Annotated in this window: 18 protein-coding genes, 10 tRNA genes and 1 pseudogene; 8 read left to right on the top strand and 21 right to left on the bottom strand. The window is 29.6% G+C overall.

All coding sequences use genetic code 11. The features are described 5' to 3' along the window. Positions 1 to 102: 102 nt before the first annotated feature. The 5 genes from ABGT36_RS02240 to ABGT36_RS02220 all read right to left on the bottom strand — a co-directional run bounded on the left by ABGT36_RS02240 (position 103) and on the right by ABGT36_RS02220 (position 3,917). On the bottom strand, positions 103 to 870 hold the full coding sequence (locus ABGT36_RS02240) for a MurR/RpiR family transcriptional regulator (protein WP_296883493.1): 768 nt from the start codon (positions 868 to 870) through the stop codon (positions 103 to 105). Between the two features lie 118 nt (positions 871 to 988). Next, positions 989 to 1,978, bottom strand: coding sequence for a rod shape-determining protein (locus ABGT36_RS02235; RefSeq protein ID WP_087301665.1), 990 nt, complete (start codon positions 1,976 to 1,978; stop codon positions 989 to 991). Positions 1,979 to 2,083: 105 nt separating this feature from the next. After that, positions 2,084 to 2,728 carry a M23 family metallopeptidase gene (locus tag ABGT36_RS02230; protein WP_087301667.1) on the bottom strand — a complete coding sequence of 215 codons (645 nt, stop codon included), beginning with the start codon at positions 2,726 to 2,728 and terminating at the stop codon, positions 2,084 to 2,086. A gap of 44 nt (positions 2,729 to 2,772) precedes the next feature. Then, positions 2,773 to 3,672, bottom strand: coding sequence for a stage II sporulation protein D (spoIID, locus tag ABGT36_RS02225; RefSeq protein ID WP_346676548.1), 900 nt, complete (start codon positions 3,670 to 3,672; stop codon positions 2,773 to 2,775). Between the two features lie 44 nt (positions 3,673 to 3,716). Further along, the gene (locus ABGT36_RS02220; RefSeq protein ID WP_087301671.1) at positions 3,717 to 3,917 is read right to left on the bottom strand and encodes a DUF1146 domain-containing protein; all 201 of its coding nucleotides are present in this window, start codon (positions 3,915 to 3,917) and stop codon (positions 3,717 to 3,719) included. A 70-nt stretch (positions 3,918 to 3,987) separates the two neighbouring features. Between ABGT36_RS02220 and ABGT36_RS02215 the strand changes: the two genes are divergently transcribed. Together ABGT36_RS02215 and ABGT36_RS02210 are read left to right on the top strand one after the other, a co-directional pair. Further along, complete coding sequence (locus ABGT36_RS02215) at positions 3,988 to 4,524, top strand: GNAT family N-acetyltransferase (protein ID WP_087301673.1); 537 nt, start codon at positions 3,988 to 3,990, stop codon at positions 4,522 to 4,524. Positions 4,525 to 4,540: 16 nt separating this feature from the next. Next, positions 4,541 to 4,936 carry a hypothetical protein gene (locus ABGT36_RS02210; RefSeq protein WP_346676546.1) on the top strand — a complete coding sequence of 132 codons (396 nt, stop codon included), beginning with the start codon at positions 4,541 to 4,543 and terminating at the stop codon, positions 4,934 to 4,936. A gap of 39 nt (positions 4,937 to 4,975) precedes the next feature. Here the strand turns inward: ABGT36_RS02210 and ABGT36_RS02205 are convergent. The 5 genes from ABGT36_RS02205 to ABGT36_RS02185 all read right to left on the bottom strand — a co-directional run bounded on the left by ABGT36_RS02205 (position 4,976) and on the right by ABGT36_RS02185 (position 7,038). After that, positions 4,976 to 5,051: transfer RNA gene (locus ABGT36_RS02205), tRNA-Glu, on the bottom strand. A gap of 3 nt (positions 5,052 to 5,054) precedes the next feature. Next, positions 5,055 to 5,130: transfer RNA gene (locus tag ABGT36_RS02200), tRNA-Asn, on the bottom strand. 7 nt (positions 5,131 to 5,137) lie between these two features. After that, a tRNA-Gly gene (locus ABGT36_RS02195) sits at positions 5,138 to 5,211 on the bottom strand. 278 nt (positions 5,212 to 5,489) lie between these two features. Then, the gene (locus ABGT36_RS02190; protein WP_346676545.1) at positions 5,490 to 6,065 is read right to left on the bottom strand and encodes a hypothetical protein; all 576 of its coding nucleotides are present in this window, start codon (positions 6,063 to 6,065) and stop codon (positions 5,490 to 5,492) included. Between the two features lie 103 nt (positions 6,066 to 6,168). Continuing rightward, the gene (locus ABGT36_RS02185) at positions 6,169 to 7,038 is read right to left on the bottom strand and encodes a shikimate dehydrogenase (RefSeq protein WP_087372320.1); all 870 of its coding nucleotides are present in this window, start codon (positions 7,036 to 7,038) and stop codon (positions 6,169 to 6,171) included. A gap of 532 nt (positions 7,039 to 7,570) precedes the next feature. On the opposite strand from ABGT36_RS02185, the gene ABGT36_RS02180 reads away from it, so the two are divergent. From ABGT36_RS02180 to tet(44), 3 genes are read left to right on the top strand one after another with little or no spacing between them, the layout of a single operon-like run. Continuing rightward, complete coding sequence (locus tag ABGT36_RS02180; protein WP_087302310.1) at positions 7,571 to 7,921, top strand: VOC family protein; 351 nt, start codon at positions 7,571 to 7,573, stop codon at positions 7,919 to 7,921. Positions 7,922 to 7,933: 12 nt separating this feature from the next. Beyond that, positions 7,934 to 8,461: a PadR family transcriptional regulator gene (locus ABGT36_RS02175; RefSeq protein WP_346676542.1), complete on the top strand. Its 528-nt coding sequence runs from the start codon at positions 7,934 to 7,936 to the stop codon at positions 8,459 to 8,461. A gap of 49 nt (positions 8,462 to 8,510) precedes the next feature. Further along, positions 8,511 to 10,433 carry a tetracycline resistance ribosomal protection protein Tet(44) gene (tet(44), locus tag ABGT36_RS02170; protein ID WP_087302314.1) on the top strand — a complete coding sequence of 641 codons (1,923 nt, stop codon included), beginning with the start codon at positions 8,511 to 8,513 and terminating at the stop codon, positions 10,431 to 10,433. Between the two features lie 244 nt (positions 10,434 to 10,677). Here tet(44) and ABGT36_RS02165 read toward each other — a convergent pair whose 3' ends face one another. From ABGT36_RS02165 to ABGT36_RS02120, 10 genes are all read right to left on the bottom strand, one after another. After that, positions 10,678 to 11,031 carry a TnpV protein gene (locus ABGT36_RS02165; protein WP_158095227.1) on the bottom strand — a complete coding sequence of 118 codons (354 nt, stop codon included), beginning with the start codon at positions 11,029 to 11,031 and terminating at the stop codon, positions 10,678 to 10,680. 22 nt (positions 11,032 to 11,053) lie between these two features. Next, positions 11,054 to 12,844 (bottom strand): recombinase family protein, encoded by a 1,791-nt coding sequence (locus ABGT36_RS02160; protein WP_346676541.1) that lies wholly within the window; start codon positions 12,842 to 12,844, stop codon positions 11,054 to 11,056. A gap of 281 nt (positions 12,845 to 13,125) precedes the next feature. Next, positions 13,126 to 13,410 carry a hypothetical protein gene (locus tag ABGT36_RS02155; RefSeq protein WP_087303523.1) on the bottom strand — a complete coding sequence of 95 codons (285 nt, stop codon included), beginning with the start codon at positions 13,408 to 13,410 and terminating at the stop codon, positions 13,126 to 13,128. Between the two features lie 98 nt (positions 13,411 to 13,508). Then, positions 13,509 to 13,582, bottom strand: a tRNA-Gly gene (locus tag ABGT36_RS02150). Positions 13,583 to 13,587: 5 nt separating this feature from the next. Continuing rightward, positions 13,588 to 13,676, bottom strand: a tRNA-Leu gene (locus ABGT36_RS02145). 13 nt (positions 13,677 to 13,689) lie between these two features. Next, a tRNA-Lys gene (locus tag ABGT36_RS02140) sits at positions 13,690 to 13,765 on the bottom strand. A gap of 4 nt (positions 13,766 to 13,769) precedes the next feature. Beyond that, a tRNA-Gln gene (locus ABGT36_RS02135) sits at positions 13,770 to 13,845 on the bottom strand. Between the two features lie 9 nt (positions 13,846 to 13,854). Then, a tRNA-Tyr gene (locus tag ABGT36_RS02130) sits at positions 13,855 to 13,938 on the bottom strand. A 4-nt stretch (positions 13,939 to 13,942) separates the two neighbouring features. Further along, positions 13,943 to 14,018 (bottom strand) — tRNA-Thr (locus tag ABGT36_RS02125). Between the two features lie 16 nt (positions 14,019 to 14,034). After that, positions 14,035 to 14,110: transfer RNA gene (locus ABGT36_RS02120), tRNA-Val, on the bottom strand. A 259-nt stretch (positions 14,111 to 14,369) separates the two neighbouring features. On the opposite strand from ABGT36_RS02120, the gene ABGT36_RS02115 reads away from it, so the two are divergent. From ABGT36_RS02115 to ABGT36_RS02105, 3 genes are all read left to right on the top strand, one after another. Beyond that, the gene (locus ABGT36_RS02115; RefSeq protein WP_346676540.1) at positions 14,370 to 16,421 is read left to right on the top strand and encodes an elongation factor G; all 2,052 of its coding nucleotides are present in this window, start codon (positions 14,370 to 14,372) and stop codon (positions 16,419 to 16,421) included. A gap of 79 nt (positions 16,422 to 16,500) precedes the next feature. Then, positions 16,501 to 17,499: a UDP-glucose 4-epimerase GalE gene (galE, locus tag ABGT36_RS02110; protein ID WP_087300048.1), complete on the top strand. Its 999-nt coding sequence runs from the start codon at positions 16,501 to 16,503 to the stop codon at positions 17,497 to 17,499. Between the two features lie 99 nt (positions 17,500 to 17,598). Further along, on the top strand, positions 17,599 to 18,018 hold the full coding sequence (locus ABGT36_RS02105) for a DUF6568 family protein (RefSeq protein ID WP_087372314.1): 420 nt from the start codon (positions 17,599 to 17,601) through the stop codon (positions 18,016 to 18,018). 79 nt (positions 18,019 to 18,097) lie between these two features. On the opposite strand, the pseudogene ABGT36_RS02100 reads toward ABGT36_RS02105, so the two are convergent. Beyond that, a pseudogene (locus tag ABGT36_RS02100) lies at positions 18,098 to 18,753 on the bottom strand (CatB-related O-acetyltransferase). Between the last annotated feature and the right edge of the window lie 54 nt (positions 18,754 to 18,807).

Here is an 18,807-nt window from a genome sequence, read left to right as displayed (position 1 = left end):
CTTAAAATTAGCACATTATTACCCATTTTTAAATATTTCCGGGCGTTTCTGTAATGTGTTACATCGTTTGTAACAAAAAAACTGATTACTTAAATAATCAGTTTATAAATTACGACTTGTAAATTTTAATGGTAAAGAACGTTTTTTACTATTTTGTAGTTCCCGAGTTACTCGCTCTAAAATATAAAGAACTGGAATCTGTGAAGAAATATTATATGTTTGGGGTAAAATTATATCTTTAACATAATAATTAATACACAAATCACTCATATTTCCTATTGTTGTATCGGGTTTATTAATTATCGAAACAATTTTTGTATTTTGGCGCTGATACATCTTTATTTGATCAATTATTTCTCTAGTTTCACCACTTTCACTTAAAACAATTAACAAATGGCTACTATCACTATTTACTGGCGGTGGCCAATAGGGATCATCAATACCTTGGCTATAATAACCGACATTACTAAAATAACGTGCTCCATATTTGCCAAGCAAGCCACTAGTACCAATTCCTAAAAAAGTTATTGATTGAGCATTATCAACATATTCGACAAATTTAGCAATATTTTCTTTAAAATCTTCACTTCTAGCATAATTAAAAAATTCTAAAATAACATCTATTTCATCATCAATATCCGGTAATAACAAACCTTCATTAAACAATTTCAATTTTGTTTTAAATTCGACAAACCCCTGACAATCTAATTTTTGACAAAATCTAACTATAGTAGCTGTCGAAACATGAGTTGCCTTAGCTAAATCCCTAACAGACATTTTAATAACTGCTGGAATATTTTTAATTACATATTGATATACACTTGTCTCCGTTGGATTTAAATCAGCAATTTGTTTATACGTAAATAACACATTTTTCACCTACCATATTAATTTTAACATAAACATGAAAAATTTGTCACAAATTAATTTTAAAAAAAGTACAATCAATTACAATATGTAATCAACTGTACTTTTAATAGACTATTAATTATTTTACGTAGTGAGTATTTTCTAACATAACACCGCAACCGTTAGCAACACAGTTTAAAGCATCATCAGCTACAAATACAGGTACTCCTAATTCATTTTCTAATAGGCGATCAAGTCCTGTTAATAAAGCACCTCCACCAGTTAAGAAAATTCCTCTAGATACGATATCAGCAGCTAATTCAGGTGGTGTTTGTTCAAGAACATGTTTAGTTTCACGAACAATAGTTTGACAAGTTTCACGTAATGCTAATTCAGTTTCATCAGCAGTAATAGTAATAGTATGTGGTAATCCAGTAACTAAATCACGACCTCTTACTTCAAATGTTTCATCGCTGATTCCTTTAATTGCAATACCAATTTGCATTTTGATTTGTTCAGCAGTACGATCACCAATTAATAATTTATATTTATCTTTTACAAATTTGATGATATCTTCATCCATAACGTCACCAGCAATTTTTAATGAACTGCTTGTAACAATATCCCCTAAAGATAATACGGCAATATCAGTAGTTCCTCCACCGATATCGATAACCATATTTCCAGTTGGTTTAGAAATTTCAAGACCTGCTCCAACAGCAGCTACTTTTGGTTCTTCTTCAATAAATACTCGTTTTGCACCACATCTTTCAGCTACATCTTTAATTGCACTTTTTTCAATTGATGTAATGTTTGAAGGGCAACAAATTAAAATAGTTGGTCTTGAAAAGATTCCTTTTAAGTTTAATTTATTTATAAAATGAGTAATTAAGATTTCAGTGATTCTAAAATCAGCAATAACCCCATCTTTTAAGGGACGAATTGCTTTTACTCTACCTGGTGTTTTTCCTAACATATCTTTAGCTTCTTGACCGACAGCTAAAGGTTTTTTTGTTTCTTCATCTATTGCAACTACAGAAGGTTCATTAACAACGATACCTTCACCTTTGACATAAATTAAAATATTTGCTGTACCTAAGTCGATACCAATTTCTTTTGATAATGCCATTATACGTCCTCCTTGTTTTTCTTAACTATTGTACCATGATTTTTTTTATTTACAAGGTAAAAAACCAAATAGCGATAATTTTTTTAATTATCACTATTTGGTTGATTATAACGCTATTTTTGAGACCTCTTGATCAAAATATTTTTCAGGGTTTATAGCCTGGTTATCTTTTTCTAAAATAAAGTGTAAATGATTCTTTAATTCTGATTCATAAACATTTTCACCACTAGTACCAATTTTATCTCCCTGTTTAATTACAGCATCTTTTTCTACCGTAACTTCGCTTAAAGACTGATAAGTAGTAGCAATCCCATTTTCATTAGTAACTGTTACTACCCATCCTAATAACGCATCATTTTCCTTTTTAGTAACTGTTCCTGAACATGCTGCTTTTACTTCAAAAGCTTTGTTATCATTAGCAAAATCGATACCTAAATTAGGACGATACACCCCTTCAAAATATACTAGAGCGTTTTCTAATTCTTCATCACTCAAGCTAGCATCATAAAACTTTTTTACTATTTCAATACCATCATCTACTGGTTTAATCAATTTTTCTGCTGGGGCTTGAGGATCATCATTACTTTCATTTGTTTCTTCCTGACCTTCATCAACTTTAACAACCGCAGTATCATTATAAGGCTGATATTGATTAACAATTAACTGAACAACACCAACACCAAGTAAAAAAAACAAAACTACAGCTGTAAAAATCAAGACCCGTCGATTACGCTTTATAAAAAGTTTCATTATTTCACCTCATTTGTAGTGTTTCCACTAAAATCAGGTTTATACTAATTATTTGTAATTTCAATATTAGTATAATAATGATTTAAAATTGTTTTATAATCAGCACCTTCTAAAGCCATACCTTGCGCACCATATTGGCTCATCCCAACACCATGACCGCTGCCTAAAGTTTTAAAAATATAATCACCTTCACTATATTCAATTTCAAAACAGCTTGAAGCTAATCCTAAAATTTCTCGAACTTGTCGACCACTATAATTTTTACCACCCACGCTCAAAGTAGCTACACGCCCACTTTTTTTATAAGCAATAATATTAAAATCCAGGTCAGTACAAGCAAACTTTTCTTTTAACTGCTCTCGAGAAAAAGTTTTTGAGCGACTATTACTGGGATCAACAGTTAGATCCCAATGACTATCAACGCTCCTTAAATATGGTAATGCACTTGATTCAAAATAATCTTCAACATTTTCAGTATAACCATTACTAGAAGAAAAAAACATCGCACTTATATATTGACCATCATATTTCATTACTTCATCGTTAGTTTCATCGATAGCCGTAACAATTTTTTGACGATACTGATCATATTTATCACCCCAGTTTTCTTTCATTTGCTCCTCACTCAAATAAACCTGCGAGTTAGTAGTATTATCAACACTTAAATTACGATTATAAACAAAAGTCCGACTTGCAACGACCTGGGCTTTTAAAGCTTCAATTTCAAATTCAGCTGGCATCTCTCCAGCAACGACCCCTAATAAATAATCATCCATATCAATATAATTAACATTATTATCTATCGTTACTGCCACTTGTACTGGTTTAGCTGGTTCTTGTTTACCAGTGATCGTTGTTTCTTCATATTTTGATTTAAATTGCATCGATAAAAAAGCGATTAAAATAAAAAAAACGATTCCAATTTTAACACCAATCTCTTTCATATAATTACCTCATCAAACTATATGAAAGAGATCTTAATAATATGTTAAAAATGAATCGTTGCAAACTCTAAAATAAAACTTCCTAATAAATATCCTAACGATAAAGAGACAATTAAAAAAAACAAATAAAACTCTCTTACCTTCCCTTTATGAATAATATTATCATAATTAAAACAACTTAAACTCCACATCGATAACATTACTGAAATTACATAAACAAATAATTTTATAATCTGATATGACATTATTTTTCATCTCCTTAAATTATTATAACCTAGTATAACATGATAAAAATATTAAACAAGAGGTGTCAAAATGAAAATCCAATTACGACCATATATTCTACAAGACCAAAATCAACTAGTTTTATTAGCCAACAATCCTAATGTTTCTGCCAATTTAAACGATCAATTCCCTTATCCTTTTACAAATCAAGATGCTTTAAACTGTATCAATAAAGCTAACCAGCCCAATTCTAGAATTATCGAATTTGCGATAACTGTTGATCAAATATTTTGTGGTGCTATATCATTTACCTTTGGTCACGATATATATAGCCATTGTGGTGAAATCGGTTATTGGCTAGGACAGCCATATTGGAATCTAGGAATAATGAATCAAGCAATTAAACAAATGATCGAATATATATTTACAAACTATGATACAAAAATCATTGTTGCTCGAGTTTTTAGTCGTAATCTAGCTAGTAAAAAAATCTTAGTTAAAAATAACTTTGAATTACTAGTTTCTTTAAAAAATTATGGCTATAAACGTGGTGAATTTTTAAATATCGAACTTTATGAACTAACAATTGAAAAATATCAGTTATCTTTAAAAAATCAAAGCATATAATAAAGCAGGTGATAAAATGAATAATACAGTTTTACAAAACTTAATTTACAATCAGCTTTTCGCTGCTGCTAATTATGAATTAGTCGCAACCATTGCTCCTAACAATGAAACAAAGACCAAATTAATAAATTATTCTTCTGACTGTCGTAATAACGCTACCTATCTTGAACGAATTTATCAAGAAGAAAACACTTCTAGTTATAATCCAATTGTTGGAAAAGCACAATTCCATGGTAACTTTATTGAATCAGTTAAGTGGCTCCTTAATTACGAAGGAGACTCAAACCGCTTATTCTTTATTCAATCTTTCTATGATATTTATACTGTTAGCCAACGCCAGATTTTATCATATATTGCCGGGATATTAAATAATCATGCCATTGGGTTAACACATATGATTTTTACCAATTAAACAAAAAAACCAGGACGCTAAGTCCTGGATGATTTCAAATGGTGACCTGTACGGGATTCGAACCCGTGAATGCATGCGTGAAAGGCATGTGAGTTAACCGTTTCTCCAACAGGCCACATGGCGCTTGAAGTAGGACTCGAACCTACGACCGATCGGTTAACAGCCGATTGCTCTACCAATTGAGCTATTCAAGCAAAAATATGGAGCGGGTGATGGGAATCGAACCCACGTAGTCAGCTTGGAAGGCTGAAGTTCTACCATTGAACTACACCCGCTTATTTCGTTTCTGAGTAGTGCCTCATCGACTACTGCCCTAATATAATAACATCTATTTTCAACTATTGCAATACTTTTTTTAAAAAAATTTTACATTTTTTTAACCCTATTTATACTCTTATCAAAAAATCCTCTTATAATCAATAAAATTTAATTTTATAAATTTAAAATTTTTTTCGATTTTTTTATCATTTATTGCTTAAATTAACAATTTTAAGTATTATTTTATAAAAAAAAACATTTAAATATTTTTTTATATTACAAAAAAGAAACTGCTTTAATTAACAGTTTCTCCATTTGAATCAGTAGTATCATTAGTAGTATCTTCACTCAAATCACTATTTTGATCTTCATTATTTTGATTATCATTATTTTGTGAGTCATTTCCTGAAGATGGTAATTGATCATTTTTTTGATTTTGAGAATTATTTTCTTCATCACTTATATTATCGTTATTACTATTTTGTTTTTCATTAGAGTTTTGTTCTTTACTATCAGTATTTTGATTTTCCTGGTTATCTAATTCTTCTTGAAGATTATCTATTTGATTTTGTTGATCTTGATAATAATTATAGGCAAAATAACCACCAACACCTATACCTGCTATAATAAGGATAATTAAAATAAATATTATTATCGTAGAAAAAGTAGAACGACCACCCTTTTCTTTTTTCACTTTCGTTTTTGTTTTGTTACGTTTTTTGGTCTTGGTTACTTTCTTTTTACGACCACGCTGTTTTTTAGCAGTTTTCTCTTTTTCATCTTTATCTTCGCCACTATCGTCTTCTTGATAGTCAAGTGGCATATCTTCTAATTCATCATGTTCTTCATTAAATTCAAATCTTTGTGCCATATTAATCACCTCATCTATCATATTATACACGGATATGAATTCTATATTAACTTTTAAAAATAATTAATTTTCACATAAAAAAACAAACCAGTTTCCTGATTTGTTATTTTATATTCAAAATTTCTTTCATATAATCAATTGGCATATCTTGTCCTGTCCACAATTTAAAAGAAGCCGCTCCCTGGAACAAGACCATCGCTTTTCCATTAATATATTTACAACCAGCTTCCTGCGCTAATTTTAATAACGCTGTTTGTTCTGGTACATAAATAATATCAACAACAATAACATCTTTTGGTAAATAAGAAGCATCAGGAATATATGTCTGTCCTTCTAATGGTTTCATTCCAACTCCTGTTGCATTTACAAAAACATGACTACTTGCGATTTCAGCTTTTAATTTATCTAAATCAGCCAAGTCATACAAAGTCACTTTACAGTCAGTTTGTTGATTGATCATTTCAATTTTTTCTAGCGCATTATCCCAGAATTTATCTCTTACATTAAATACCGAAATTTCCTTAACACCATCTAAAGCTGCTTGAACCATAATTGCTGTAGCTGCCCCACCAGCACCACCAATTGTCATCTTTTTACCTATAACATCAATATCATTATCTTTTAGCGATTGCATAAAACCAATCCCATCAGTAATATGCCCCACTAGCTTACCATTTTCATTAACAATTGTATTTACAGCTCCACATAATTTAGAAGCTGGTGAAAGTTCATCTAAGTATTTTGCAACCAAAATTTTATTTGGCATTGAAACATTAGCCCCAACCATTTTTAATGCTCTTAATCCCTTAATTGCATCTTCTAAAGTATTATTATCAACATCAAAACCAAGATAAGCATAATCTAAACCAAGTTTAGCAAAAGCCTCATTATGCATCATTGGTGAAGTTGAATGATGAACCGGATGAGCCAATAAGCCAATTAACTTAGTATGTCCAGTAATTCTTTCTGCCATTGTTTATCCCTCCTATTTGTTATAGTATATAATAATTTTTTTAAACAATAAAGAAAAAACGTTATTACTATAAAAATATCCAAATAAACAAAAAAATCAATCATACGATTGATTTACATGCAATGGAGCGAATAACATACAAGTTACGAACTATGTTCTCTTTCTAAGAATATTATATATGAATTATTATTAAATTTCAATGGAAATATGGATAAATTAGATGAATTAATAGTTGATATGAAAAACAAATATCTCCGTCCAGATAAATAAAAATAATTTTTGTAGAACTATATAAAAAAATAAAATAAAATGATATAATATTATTATAAAATTACTGGTGAAATTAAGATGATAAATAGTAATTTACCAAAAAGATTGTCAGTAATGACAGTCTTTTTTGTACGACAGGCAGTTATACAAATAAATTAGTTCAGTGCAACTAATCTATTTTTTTATTATATATTGACTTTTAACGATAACTACTATAAAATATAGTAGTGTAGTTTATAGTAGAAAGGAGGACATTAAATATATGAAAAATTATGACAATTATTTTCTTCCTGTAGATAATATGGAAGAAGCAAAAAGATACTATGAGGAAATATTGGGGTTAAAAAAGAAATTTGATTTCTCTGATAAGGGAATGGTTGCTTATAATATTGGAAATGAAGAACCTGCAATAATTTTAAAAGACAAAAATAAATTTGAGAATTTAAAGCCTACAATATGGTTTGAAGTAGAAGATGTTGCAATCTTCTATAAAGAAATGTTGAATAATGATATAAAATTTTTGAGTGAGCCTTTTAAAATTGGAACTGGTAATGCAGTCGAGTTTGAAGATCCATTTGGAAATAGACTTGGCGTTACAGATTATATTAAGTAAGGAGTAGAGATTATGTCAAATATAGATTTGGTATTATTAGGACTTATTAAACAAAAATCACAAAGTGCTTATGATATTAAAAAAAATATAGAATATCGTAATATACCAAGATGGGTAAAAATTAGTGAACAGTCTATTTATAAGAAAGTATTACAATTAGAATCAAAAGAATATATTGTTAGCCATAAAGAGAAAGAGGGAAATATGCCAGATAAAGCAATATATACTATTACTAACAAAGGTAATGATTATTTTAATAAACTTATGAATGATATTTCAAATTCTGATGTTAGTCTATATTTGGATTTTAATGTTATTATCACGAATTTAGATTTAGTAGATGATGAACAAAAACAGATTCTTGTTTCTAATATAAAATCAAAGATATTAGAATTAAAAGAATTACTAAATGAAAGACGTTCTCATAGACAACATATTCCTAATGTTGGAAAACAAATGTTCAAACAACAATTAGCATTAGCAGAAACATTAGAAAAGTGGATAATTGATTTTGAGAATAGTTTAAAAGAACAAAATTAGCAAATATTGATTTTAAGTTAAAAGATAAATTTGTAGAGAGGGAAATTCCATGAAAATAATCAACATTGGTATTCTTGCTCATGTAGATGCAGGAAAGACGACCTTAACGGAAAGTCTGCTTTATACAAGTGGAGCAATTTTAGAATTAGGCAGTGTAGATAAGGGAACAACAAGGACAGATACTATGTTTTTAGAACGTCAGCGTGGAATCACAATTCAGGCAGCAGTTACTTCTTTTAATTGGAATGACTACAAAATCAATATTGTAGATACTCCTGGACATACAGATTTTATAACAGAAGTGTATCGTTCCTTATCTGTTCTTGATGGAGCAATTTTAGTAATTTCTGCTAAAGATGGTGTACAAGCACAAACCCGAATACTATTCCATGCACTTCAAAAAATGAATATACCAACAATTATTTTTATAAATAAAATAGATCAGGATGGAATTAACTTAAATAATATTTATCAAAATATCAAAGAAAAACTTTCAAATGATATTATTGTTATGCAAAATGTAACATTAACTCCAGAAATATCAATTAAAAATATCATTGATTTAGATGATTGGGATCCTGTAATTTCCAAAAATGATAAACTTTTAGAAAAATATATTGTAGGAGAAAAATTGACTATACAAGAATTAATGTATGAAGAATATAGGTGTGTTAAAAAAGGTTCGTTGTTTCCTATATACCATGGAAGTGCTAGAAATAATATAGGGACTCAACAACTTATCGAAGCTATTTCAAATCTTTTTTGTTCTGAAATGAATGAGAATGATTCAGAACTATGTGGAAGAGTTTTTAAAATTGAATATACAGACCATAAGCAAAGATTAGTTTATTTGCGTCTTTATAGTGGAACATTACACTTACGAGATACAATTATGTTGCCAGAAAAAAAGAAAATGAAACTTACAGAAATATATATTCCTTCAAATGGGGAAATGATACAGACAAAAATAGTTTGTTCTGGAGATATTTTTATTATACCTAACAATACATTAAGATTGAACGATATTATAGGAAATGAAAAGATTTTGCCATGCAATGTATGGAATGACAAGACTGTACCAATACTACGAACAAGAATTGAACCGATAAAAATAGAAGAGAGAGAAAAATTATTGGATGCTCTTACAGAAATTGCAGATACTGATCCTCTTTTACGTTATTATGTTGATACGATAACACATGAAATCATCATTTCTTTTTTAGGAACAGTGCAGTTAGAAGTTATCTGTTCTCTGTTGATTGAAAAATATCACATAAACATAAGAATCGAAGATCCAACCGTAATTTATTTGGAAAAGCCATTACAAAAGGCAGATTATACTATTCATATTGAAGTACCACCAAATCCATTTTGGGCATCAATTGGATTATCAATAACTCCACTTCCAATTGGCACTGGAATACAGTACGAAAGCAAAGTTTCACTCGGTTATTTAAATCAAAGTTTTCAAAATGCAGTAAGAGAAGGTATTAATTATGGACTGGAGCAAGGATTGTATGGTTGGAAAGTGACAGATTGTAAAATATGTTTTGAATATGGTGTTTATTATAGCCCTGTTAGTACTCCCTCGGATTTTCGCTTTCTTGCCCCAATTGTACTTGAACAAACATTGAAAAAAGCGGGAACGCAATTATTAGAGCCATATCTTTCGTTTATACTTTTTACACCAGAGGGATACTTTTCTCGTGCATATAAAGATGCACAAAAACATTGTGCAATAATTGAAACAAGTCAATCAAAAAATGATGAAGTTATTTTTACAGGACATATTCCTGTACGTTGTATTAATGAATATCGTAATACTTTAACTCTATATACAAATGGGCAAGCAGTTTTTTTGACAGAATTAAAAGATTATCAAATTGCTACTTGTGAACCAGTTATTCAATCACGTAGACCAAATAATCGAATAGATAAAGTACGCCATATGTTTAATAAAAAAGAAAATTAAGTTACTATTCACTAAAATTACAATTTATTAAGCAGACAATTTATGGGCTTATCAGAAATGATAGGCTCTTTTTTTATAATTAATTTTATTTTTTAATATAAGGGTTTGGGATTTCCCATAGTAGAATTTATACGGGAGTATAAATTCAGTGCTGGCTAGACAATAAAATTACTCCCACATTAAATAAAATATAAAAAGAGGATCAAATTATTTTTATAATTTTTTCCTCTTTTTTAACCTCTGTTTATATAAAAACAAGATCATTTAATATAATTTCTTCAGCCTTATTTTTGTAATTGTTCATAAGTTTTGACCATTTTATATGATTAATCTCTTTATTTTTTTCAGATAGTTTTTTATCTGAATTTTTGTAATTTTCCATTAATATTTGTAATCTATCTTCACTATTTTTACTGACTGAAATAAGATGATTAGTAAGTTCATTAGTCATTAAAAGTGTGGTATAAAGTGCTTTTTTATTTTCTTTCAAATAGCGTAATCTTAAATATCCATATTTGTTTATTCCATTAGTACTTTGATTTTTTATAGTTAAGTTTGGAAATAAATAATCTCCATTTCGTGTATAAATTAATTTCATTTTCATCTCTCCATTTCTTTATTTAATTTGTGACTGCAATATCTTTTTTAGGTACTAATATTAAAATATCTTTTAATTTGTTTTCTTCGACATAAGGGCAACTAATAATGCCATCAACATATAAATGTTCTCTTGATTTTGACATAAAATATTCTAAAAATTCATTTGAATATTTATTTAATTTCATTTTTTTTATAGATAAAATATCATAATCTAATTCTATATTTTTTAATTTTTCTTTGTTAATTTCTTTATAAAATTTGATACCAATATTATTGTTTTCCATAATTTTATTAAGATATTTTATATATTCTTTATTGCTTTTTGTTATTAGTTCATCTGTAAATTTTATATTTTTAATATCAATGTTATAATTTTTATCTCTAGTTATTTCTATTTGAGATATAAGTCTATGAATTAAATCTCGTTTTGCTTTTCTTGTTAGTAAATCATAAAGAAAAGTAAAACCTATATTTTTAATATTTGTAAAAATTAGATTATCATTTTCTTCAATACAATCTAGTTTTTTAACAAGTTCTATTGTATATTCTTTTGAAGAGTTATCTGGATCAAGAGTAGTTTTCTTTTTAGTTAATTTATCTATTTCTTTTTTTATTACTTCATTTTTGTGGTTAATTGTTTCTACATCCAAAGTAGAACTTAAATATAAATCAACTAATCTTTTTTCTTGCACTTTTAATTTTTCAATAGCTTTTTCTATTTCTTTTACATCATTACTTTTAGTAGAATTACAAGTGATAATTTCATTATCCATAGAAAGCATAAATATTGTTAATTCTTCTAATATTCTTTTTAATTTTATTTCTATTTTTTCGGTATTGTAATGATATCCATAACCTTTACAATTAGTGTTTTTACATCTTAAATGGTAATATACTTTTTGTTTTCCATTAGGATATTTAAACGATTCTGATGAACTCATAATCTCTCCACATAAAGGGCATTTAACTAATCCTGAAAACAAATGAATGTGTTCCCCATAATTAGAATGTTTATTTTTAACTAATACATTTCTAGTTGCATTCCAAGTATTTATATCAATAATTGGTTCACAATAATTTTCAACTCTTAAAACATCTTGAGGTTTTCTTTTATACTTCCCATATTCAAATATTCCAATATAAATTGAATTAGTAAGTATTTTATAAACTCTATCTGATAACCATTTTCCTTGTTTTAAGCAAGCATTATTATTGTGCATAATAGTTGCTATATTTCTTGTTGAATGTCCTTGTTTGCATAGTTCAAATATTTCTTTAACTACTTGTGATTCAATAGGTTCTATTTCTAAATGACCAGTATTTTTATTTCTAACATAGCCATAAGGTGCTTTACTAGGGTGTATTTTTTCTAAAGCCATTTCTTCCATAGCTCTTTTTGTTCTTGCTCCAATTTCTTTTCTTTCTCGTTGACCGAATACTAAGTTCATTCCAAATATCATTTCACCATTAGCAGTAGATACATCGTAGGGTTCTAATATTAATTCAATTTTAACATCGTGTTCTTCACAGTAATTTAAAAGCCAAAATCCATCATAATTATTTCTTGTAAGTCTATCTACTTTAATAGCAATTAATTTATCAATCTTTTTAGATTTTATATCAGTAAGTAATCTTTGCATTTCTGGTCTCATTAAATCTTTGCCTGAATGACCTGCATCGTTATAAACATCAACTATACTATAATCATTCTTTTCACAATACTCTTTAATCATTCTAAGTTGTGAATCAATAGAATAACCATTATCTCTTTGATCATCTGTACTAACTCTTACATAAACACCACATCTCATAAAATTCCTCCTTTCTTCATTTTTGAGAAGGATTAATATTCCTCTCACTTGTTTCCTCACTTAAGTTTAAAATGGCAACCTAGATTTTTAAAAAAATTAATCTTCTCATATGTTTCCTAACTAAAACTCAAAAAAGCAGACAGAATTTCAAAAAAAATTAATCCTCTCATATGTTTCCTAACTTAAAAGCAAAAATATACCCCTTTAATTTTGAAAAGATTAATTCCTTCATATATTTCCTCACTAAAAGGCACTTTTACGAAGTGTGTTTTCAAAAAAATTTAATATTTGTATTTTTTTATAATATTTTCTATTTCTTTTAAGTTATATTTTGCATTATGTTCTTTAATGTAAAATGGTTTATTACTTATTTCATTTACTTTGTATTCAAGTATAGTAAGATTAATAGGATATGTAATTAGATATTCAGTTGGTTCTATAACCTGTAAATTAGTATGTAGAAGAACTTTAATTTTTCCTTTTTTAGTTTTGCAAGTGTAGTTTTTAATAAGTTCTATTATTTTTGGGTTAGGTTTAAATTCTTCTATAGTTTTAAATTCAAGCATAAAAAATGTCCTCCTTCCTAGAAAGAGAACATTAAAGTTTAATATTTATATAAAATAAAAACTTACGAACTTTTTACAGTCCGTAAGTTGTATTCAAATGGAGCGGGTGATGGGAATCGAACCCACGTAGTCAGCTTGGAAGGCTGAAGTTCTACCATTGAACTACACCCGCAATCATGGTGCCCAGGGCCGGAATCGAACCGGCACGGATTTTGAGGTCCGCAGGATTTTAAGTCCTGTGCGTCTACCAGTTTCGCCACCTGGGCAATTTAATTGAAATGGTGACCCGCAGGCGATTCGAACGCCTGACCCTCTGATTAAAAGTCAGATGCTCTACCGACTGAGCTAGCGGGTCATCTTGGCTGGGGTACCTGGATTCGAACCAGGGAGATGACAGAGTCAAAGTCTGTTGCCTTACCGCTTGGCTATACCCCAATTTTAGTATGGTGGAGGAGGGCGGATTCGAACCACCGAACCGAAAGGAACTGAGTTACAGTCAGCCGCGTTTAGCCACTTCGCTACTCCTCCATCATGGTGCCGGCTAAAGGACTTGAACCCTCAACCTACTGATTACAAGTCAGTTGCTCTACCAATTGAGCTAAGCCGGCTTTTCTTCTTTTTTAATGGTGGAGGTTAACGGGCTCGAACCGCTGACCCTCTGCTTGTAAGGCAGATGCTCTCCCAACTGAGCTAAACCTCCTCGAACGGTACTGCTATAATATACCAAAAGATTTTAAATAGGTCAATACTTTTGTTAATATTTTTTTATTTTTTTCTAAATTTCTTTTTCTTTCCCCTTTTACCCACTATTTTTCCATTAAATTTTATCATTTATTACTAGTAACTAAAATATTTACTAAAAATAATTAAATTCTTAGTACCTTAATATAGTTTTTTTTACTAACAATATGATAAAATAGATATAAGAAGTTCGTTTTTTTATAGAAAGGTGGTATTTTATGAGAACTTATCATGCAAATGAAATCGGTAACGTTGCCGTGTTAGGTCATTCTGGTTGTGGTAAAACCAGTATCATTGAAGCTATGGCCTATCGTAGCGGTTTAATTAAACGAGCCGGAACTATTAATGAAGGAAACACCATAAGTGATTACAGTGACGAAGAAATCAACAGAAAATCATCTGTTAATTTATCCATCATTCCGGTTGAGTGGAATAACTGTAAAATTAATTTAATCGATGTTCCTGGTACATTTGATTTCGTAGGAGAATGCGAAGCTGCTTTAAGTGTTTGCGAATCAGCATTAATAATTGATCCAGCAACACCTGGAATTAGCGCTGGTACTAAACAAGCAATGTATAAAGCTCGTGACAAAGCTAAAATAATTTATATTAATGGCTTAGATAACCCTAATAGTGATTATCCAACTAAGTTACAACAATTAAAAGATACCTATGGTAAAATCATCGCTCCTATTCAGGTTCCAATCATGGAAAATAATAAAATGATTGGTTATGTCAACGTCGCTAAAATGGAAGGACGTATCTTTGATGGCGATCATACTATCCCAGGTGATATTCCTGAAGATTTAATGGATGAAATCTTACCAATCAAAGAAATGATTGATGAAGCTGTTGCTAATACAAGCGATGAACTATTAGAAAAATACATTAATGAAGAACCATTTACTAAAGATGAAATCTCATTAGCTTTACGTCAAGGGGTTATGTCTAAAAACTTAATTCCTGTTTTATGTGGAACTGATCAAATCGGAATTCAAATAATTTTAAACTCAATGGTTGCTTTCTTTAGTGCAGCTGGTGATATGAGCAACTCTTTAATCGTAAAAAATATCGATAAAGATGAAGAAGAAATAATAGGTTTTGATGAAAGCTTACCAGCTAGTATCTTTATTTTTAAAACAGTTGCCGATCCATTTGTCGGAAGAACATCATTATTTAAAGTAGTAACTGGTACAGTCTATAGCGGTAGTTCATTATATAACGTTAAAGAAAAAGAAGTTGAAAAAATATCTAAATTATATCAGCCAATTGGAAAAGAATTAGTTCCTGTTGATTGCTTACATGCAGGTGATATTGGAGCATTAACTAAATTATCATATTCAAAAACTAATGATACATTATGTATTGCTGGTTACCAGATTATTGTTCCTGAAATTGAATTCTCTACTCCATACTATGGAAAAGCCATCGTACCGGTAGGAAAAAGCAATGAAGAAAAGATTGCTAATGCTATTAATAAATTGTTAGAAGAAGACTTAACATTAAAATTCAATAGCAACAGCGAAACTAAACAACAATGTATTTATGGTATTGGTGACATTCATCTTGATACAATGTTAAATAAATTAAAAAATAAATTCAAAGTTGAAGCAACATTAGAAGATATTAAAATTCCATATCGGGAAACAATCAAAAAATCTGTTACCCAAAGAACTCGCTTCAAAAAACAATCTGGTGGTCATGGTCAATTTGGTGAAGTTGAAATCACATTTGAACCAACTCATAATTATGACGAATCATATGTATTCGATGAAAAAGTATTTGGTGGGGCTGTCCCTAAATCATATTTCCCTGCAGTTGAAAAAGGTTTGGCAGAAAGCGTTAAAAGCGGGGTATTAGCTGGTTATCCAGTTTTAGGTATCAAAGCAACTTTAGTTGATGGTTCTTATCACACTGTTGACTCTTCAGAAATGGCATTTAAAACAGCTACAATGATGTGCTTTAAAGAAGCCATTCCTAAAGCTAGTCCGGCTTTATTGGAACCATATATGAAAATGAAAGTTATTGTTGATGAAGCTTATACTGGTGATATCATGAGTAATTTCAATACTAAACGAGCTCGTGTAATCGGTAGTGATGTATTAAGTGATGGTTTAATTAAAATCGTAGCTGAAGCACCAATGCGCGAAGTAATGAATTACGCTGTTGATTTACGTTCAATCACTCAAGGACAAGGCGTTTTTGAAATGGAATTTTTAGATTATGAATTTGCAAGTGACGCTGTTGTTCGTGAAGTTGTAAATAAATAATAAGATTAAAATAGCATTTCTATACTTTAATTAAAGAAACAAAAATGCTATTATAGAAAAAAAAGGATGGGGGTATTTTATGAATGTTTTAGTTACTGGTGGTACTGGATATATCGGTAGCCATATCTGTGTTGAATTATTAGAAGCTGGTCATGAGGTCATTGTTATTGATGATTTTTCTAACTCAAAACCAGAAGTATTAGGATATATCAAAGATATTACGGGAAAAGAAGTAAAGTTTTATGAATTTAATATTTTAGATGAAGCAAAAACTGAGGCAGTTTTTAAAGAAAATAAAATTGATGCGGTTATTCACTGTGCTGCCTTTAAAGCTGTTGGTGAATCAGTTCAAAAACCAATTGAATACTATACTAATAATTTAATGACTACATTAATTGTTAGTAAAATGATGAAAAAATACCATGTTAATCAAATCGTCTTTTCATCAAGTGCAACAGTTTACGGTGATCCTGAAACCGTACCAATTACAGAAGATTGTAAATTAGGTGATACTACTAATCCTTATGGTACTAGTAAAGCCATGATGGAAAGAATTTTAACCGATGTCCAACATGCTTGTCCTGATATGTCAGTATCACTATTACGTTATTTTAATCCAATCGGTGCTCATGAATCTGGTTTATTAGGTGAAGATCCAAAAGGAATTCCTAACAACCTAATGCCATATATCATGAAAGTAGCTACTGGTGAATTAGAATGTTTAGGTGTTTTCGGTGATGACTATGATACTCATGATGGTACTGGGGTACGTGATTATATTCATGTCGTTGACTTAGCTAAAGGACATGTAAAAGCACTTGAGCATTATCAAGCCCCTGGTGTTCACATTTGTAATTTAGGTACTGGTACTGGTTATAGTGTTCTTGATTTAGTAAAAACTTTTGAACGAGTAAATAACGTTAAAGTTAAATATGAAATCAAAGATCGTCGTCCTGGAGATATCGCTACTTGCTACGCAGATCCTACTAGAGCAAAAGAAGAGCTTGACTGGGTTGCAACTAGAGGAATTGAAGATATGTGTCGTGACACATGGAATTATGCATTAAAACATAAATAAAAACTATTTTAAAGGGATATGGTTGCCATATCCCTTTTTATTAGTTGTTTTTAATAAATATTTTTGTTATTATATAATAGTATTTATTGGAGGCTAATTATGAAAAAAATAAAAAAATTTTGGAAAGAAATTAGCGTCTTTGGAATTGTATTAGTTGTTTTTATCGGGCTTTATGTTTACCATAATATCTTTTTTAACGACTATACAACTATCTCTCAAAGCGAACTAGTAGAAAAAGTTAAGGATGATGATAGTTTCGTTGTCGTTATTGGTAATAATACTGACACTACAACTCAATCATATCAACAAACTATGAGTCAATACTTGCAAGAACATCTTGGGGATACTTTATATTATGTTGATATTTCTGAAGATACTGATTATGCAAACTGGTTAGAAGAAAAACTTGACATTACTGATGCCACTGTACCACAAACAATTGTTTATAAAGATGGTAAAGTTGAATCAAGTAAATCAGGTTCATTATCATATTATCGATTATCAAAGCTGTTTGAATAAAAAAGTTACAATGGTTTTGAAATGAACTTCCTTTATTTAAATAATCGGGTTCATTTCATTTTTCATTGTAACTTTTTTATTACTGCTCAATTATTTCTTTTATCTTTTTAGTTACTTTTTCCAAATCAAAATCACAAAGCAACGGTAAAACCGTAACTAACTTTTCTGGCGATAAATCCCACCATTTAAACTCTAACAACAATTCAATCAATTCATCATTAAATCTTTTTTTAATAAAGCGGGCTGGATTTCCACCAACGACACTATAAGGTTCAACATCTTTAGTAACAACTGAATACGCTGCAATAATGGCCCCATCACCAATTTTTACACCTGGCATAATAATGCTTTCACGACCAATCCAAACATCATTACCAATAACGATGTCACCTTTAAAAGGCAATTGTGACATATGATCTGGCGTATTTTCTTGCCAACTGCCACCAAAAACATTAAATGGGTAAGTAGTAACACTGCCAAATCGATGATTAGCAGAACCCATAATAAATTTAGTTCCTGAAGCAATTGAACAAAACTTACCAATAATTAACTTATCTCCAAATTCCGGATAATTAAATAAAACATTATTTTTCTCAAATTCAGTTGGGGCAAGGCATCATCATAATATGTATAATCACCTACTATAATATTAGGTGCTGTTATTACATTTTTAATGAAACATGATGTTTTATATTCATTAGGAAATATTTCATTAGGAGCAGGTATTTTATTCATTATCTTCGCTCCTTTTCATTATAAAAAGCAGATTAATTTATCTGCTTATCATCT

This window comes from Erysipelatoclostridium sp. An173 (genome assembly GCF_963931465.1).
Lineage (GTDB): Bacteria > Bacillota_I > Bacilli_A > Erysipelotrichales > Coprobacillaceae > Thomasclavelia > Thomasclavelia merdavium.
Note: the sequence above shows the minus strand (reverse complement) of the source record. Positions and strands in the feature narration are given on the sequence as shown.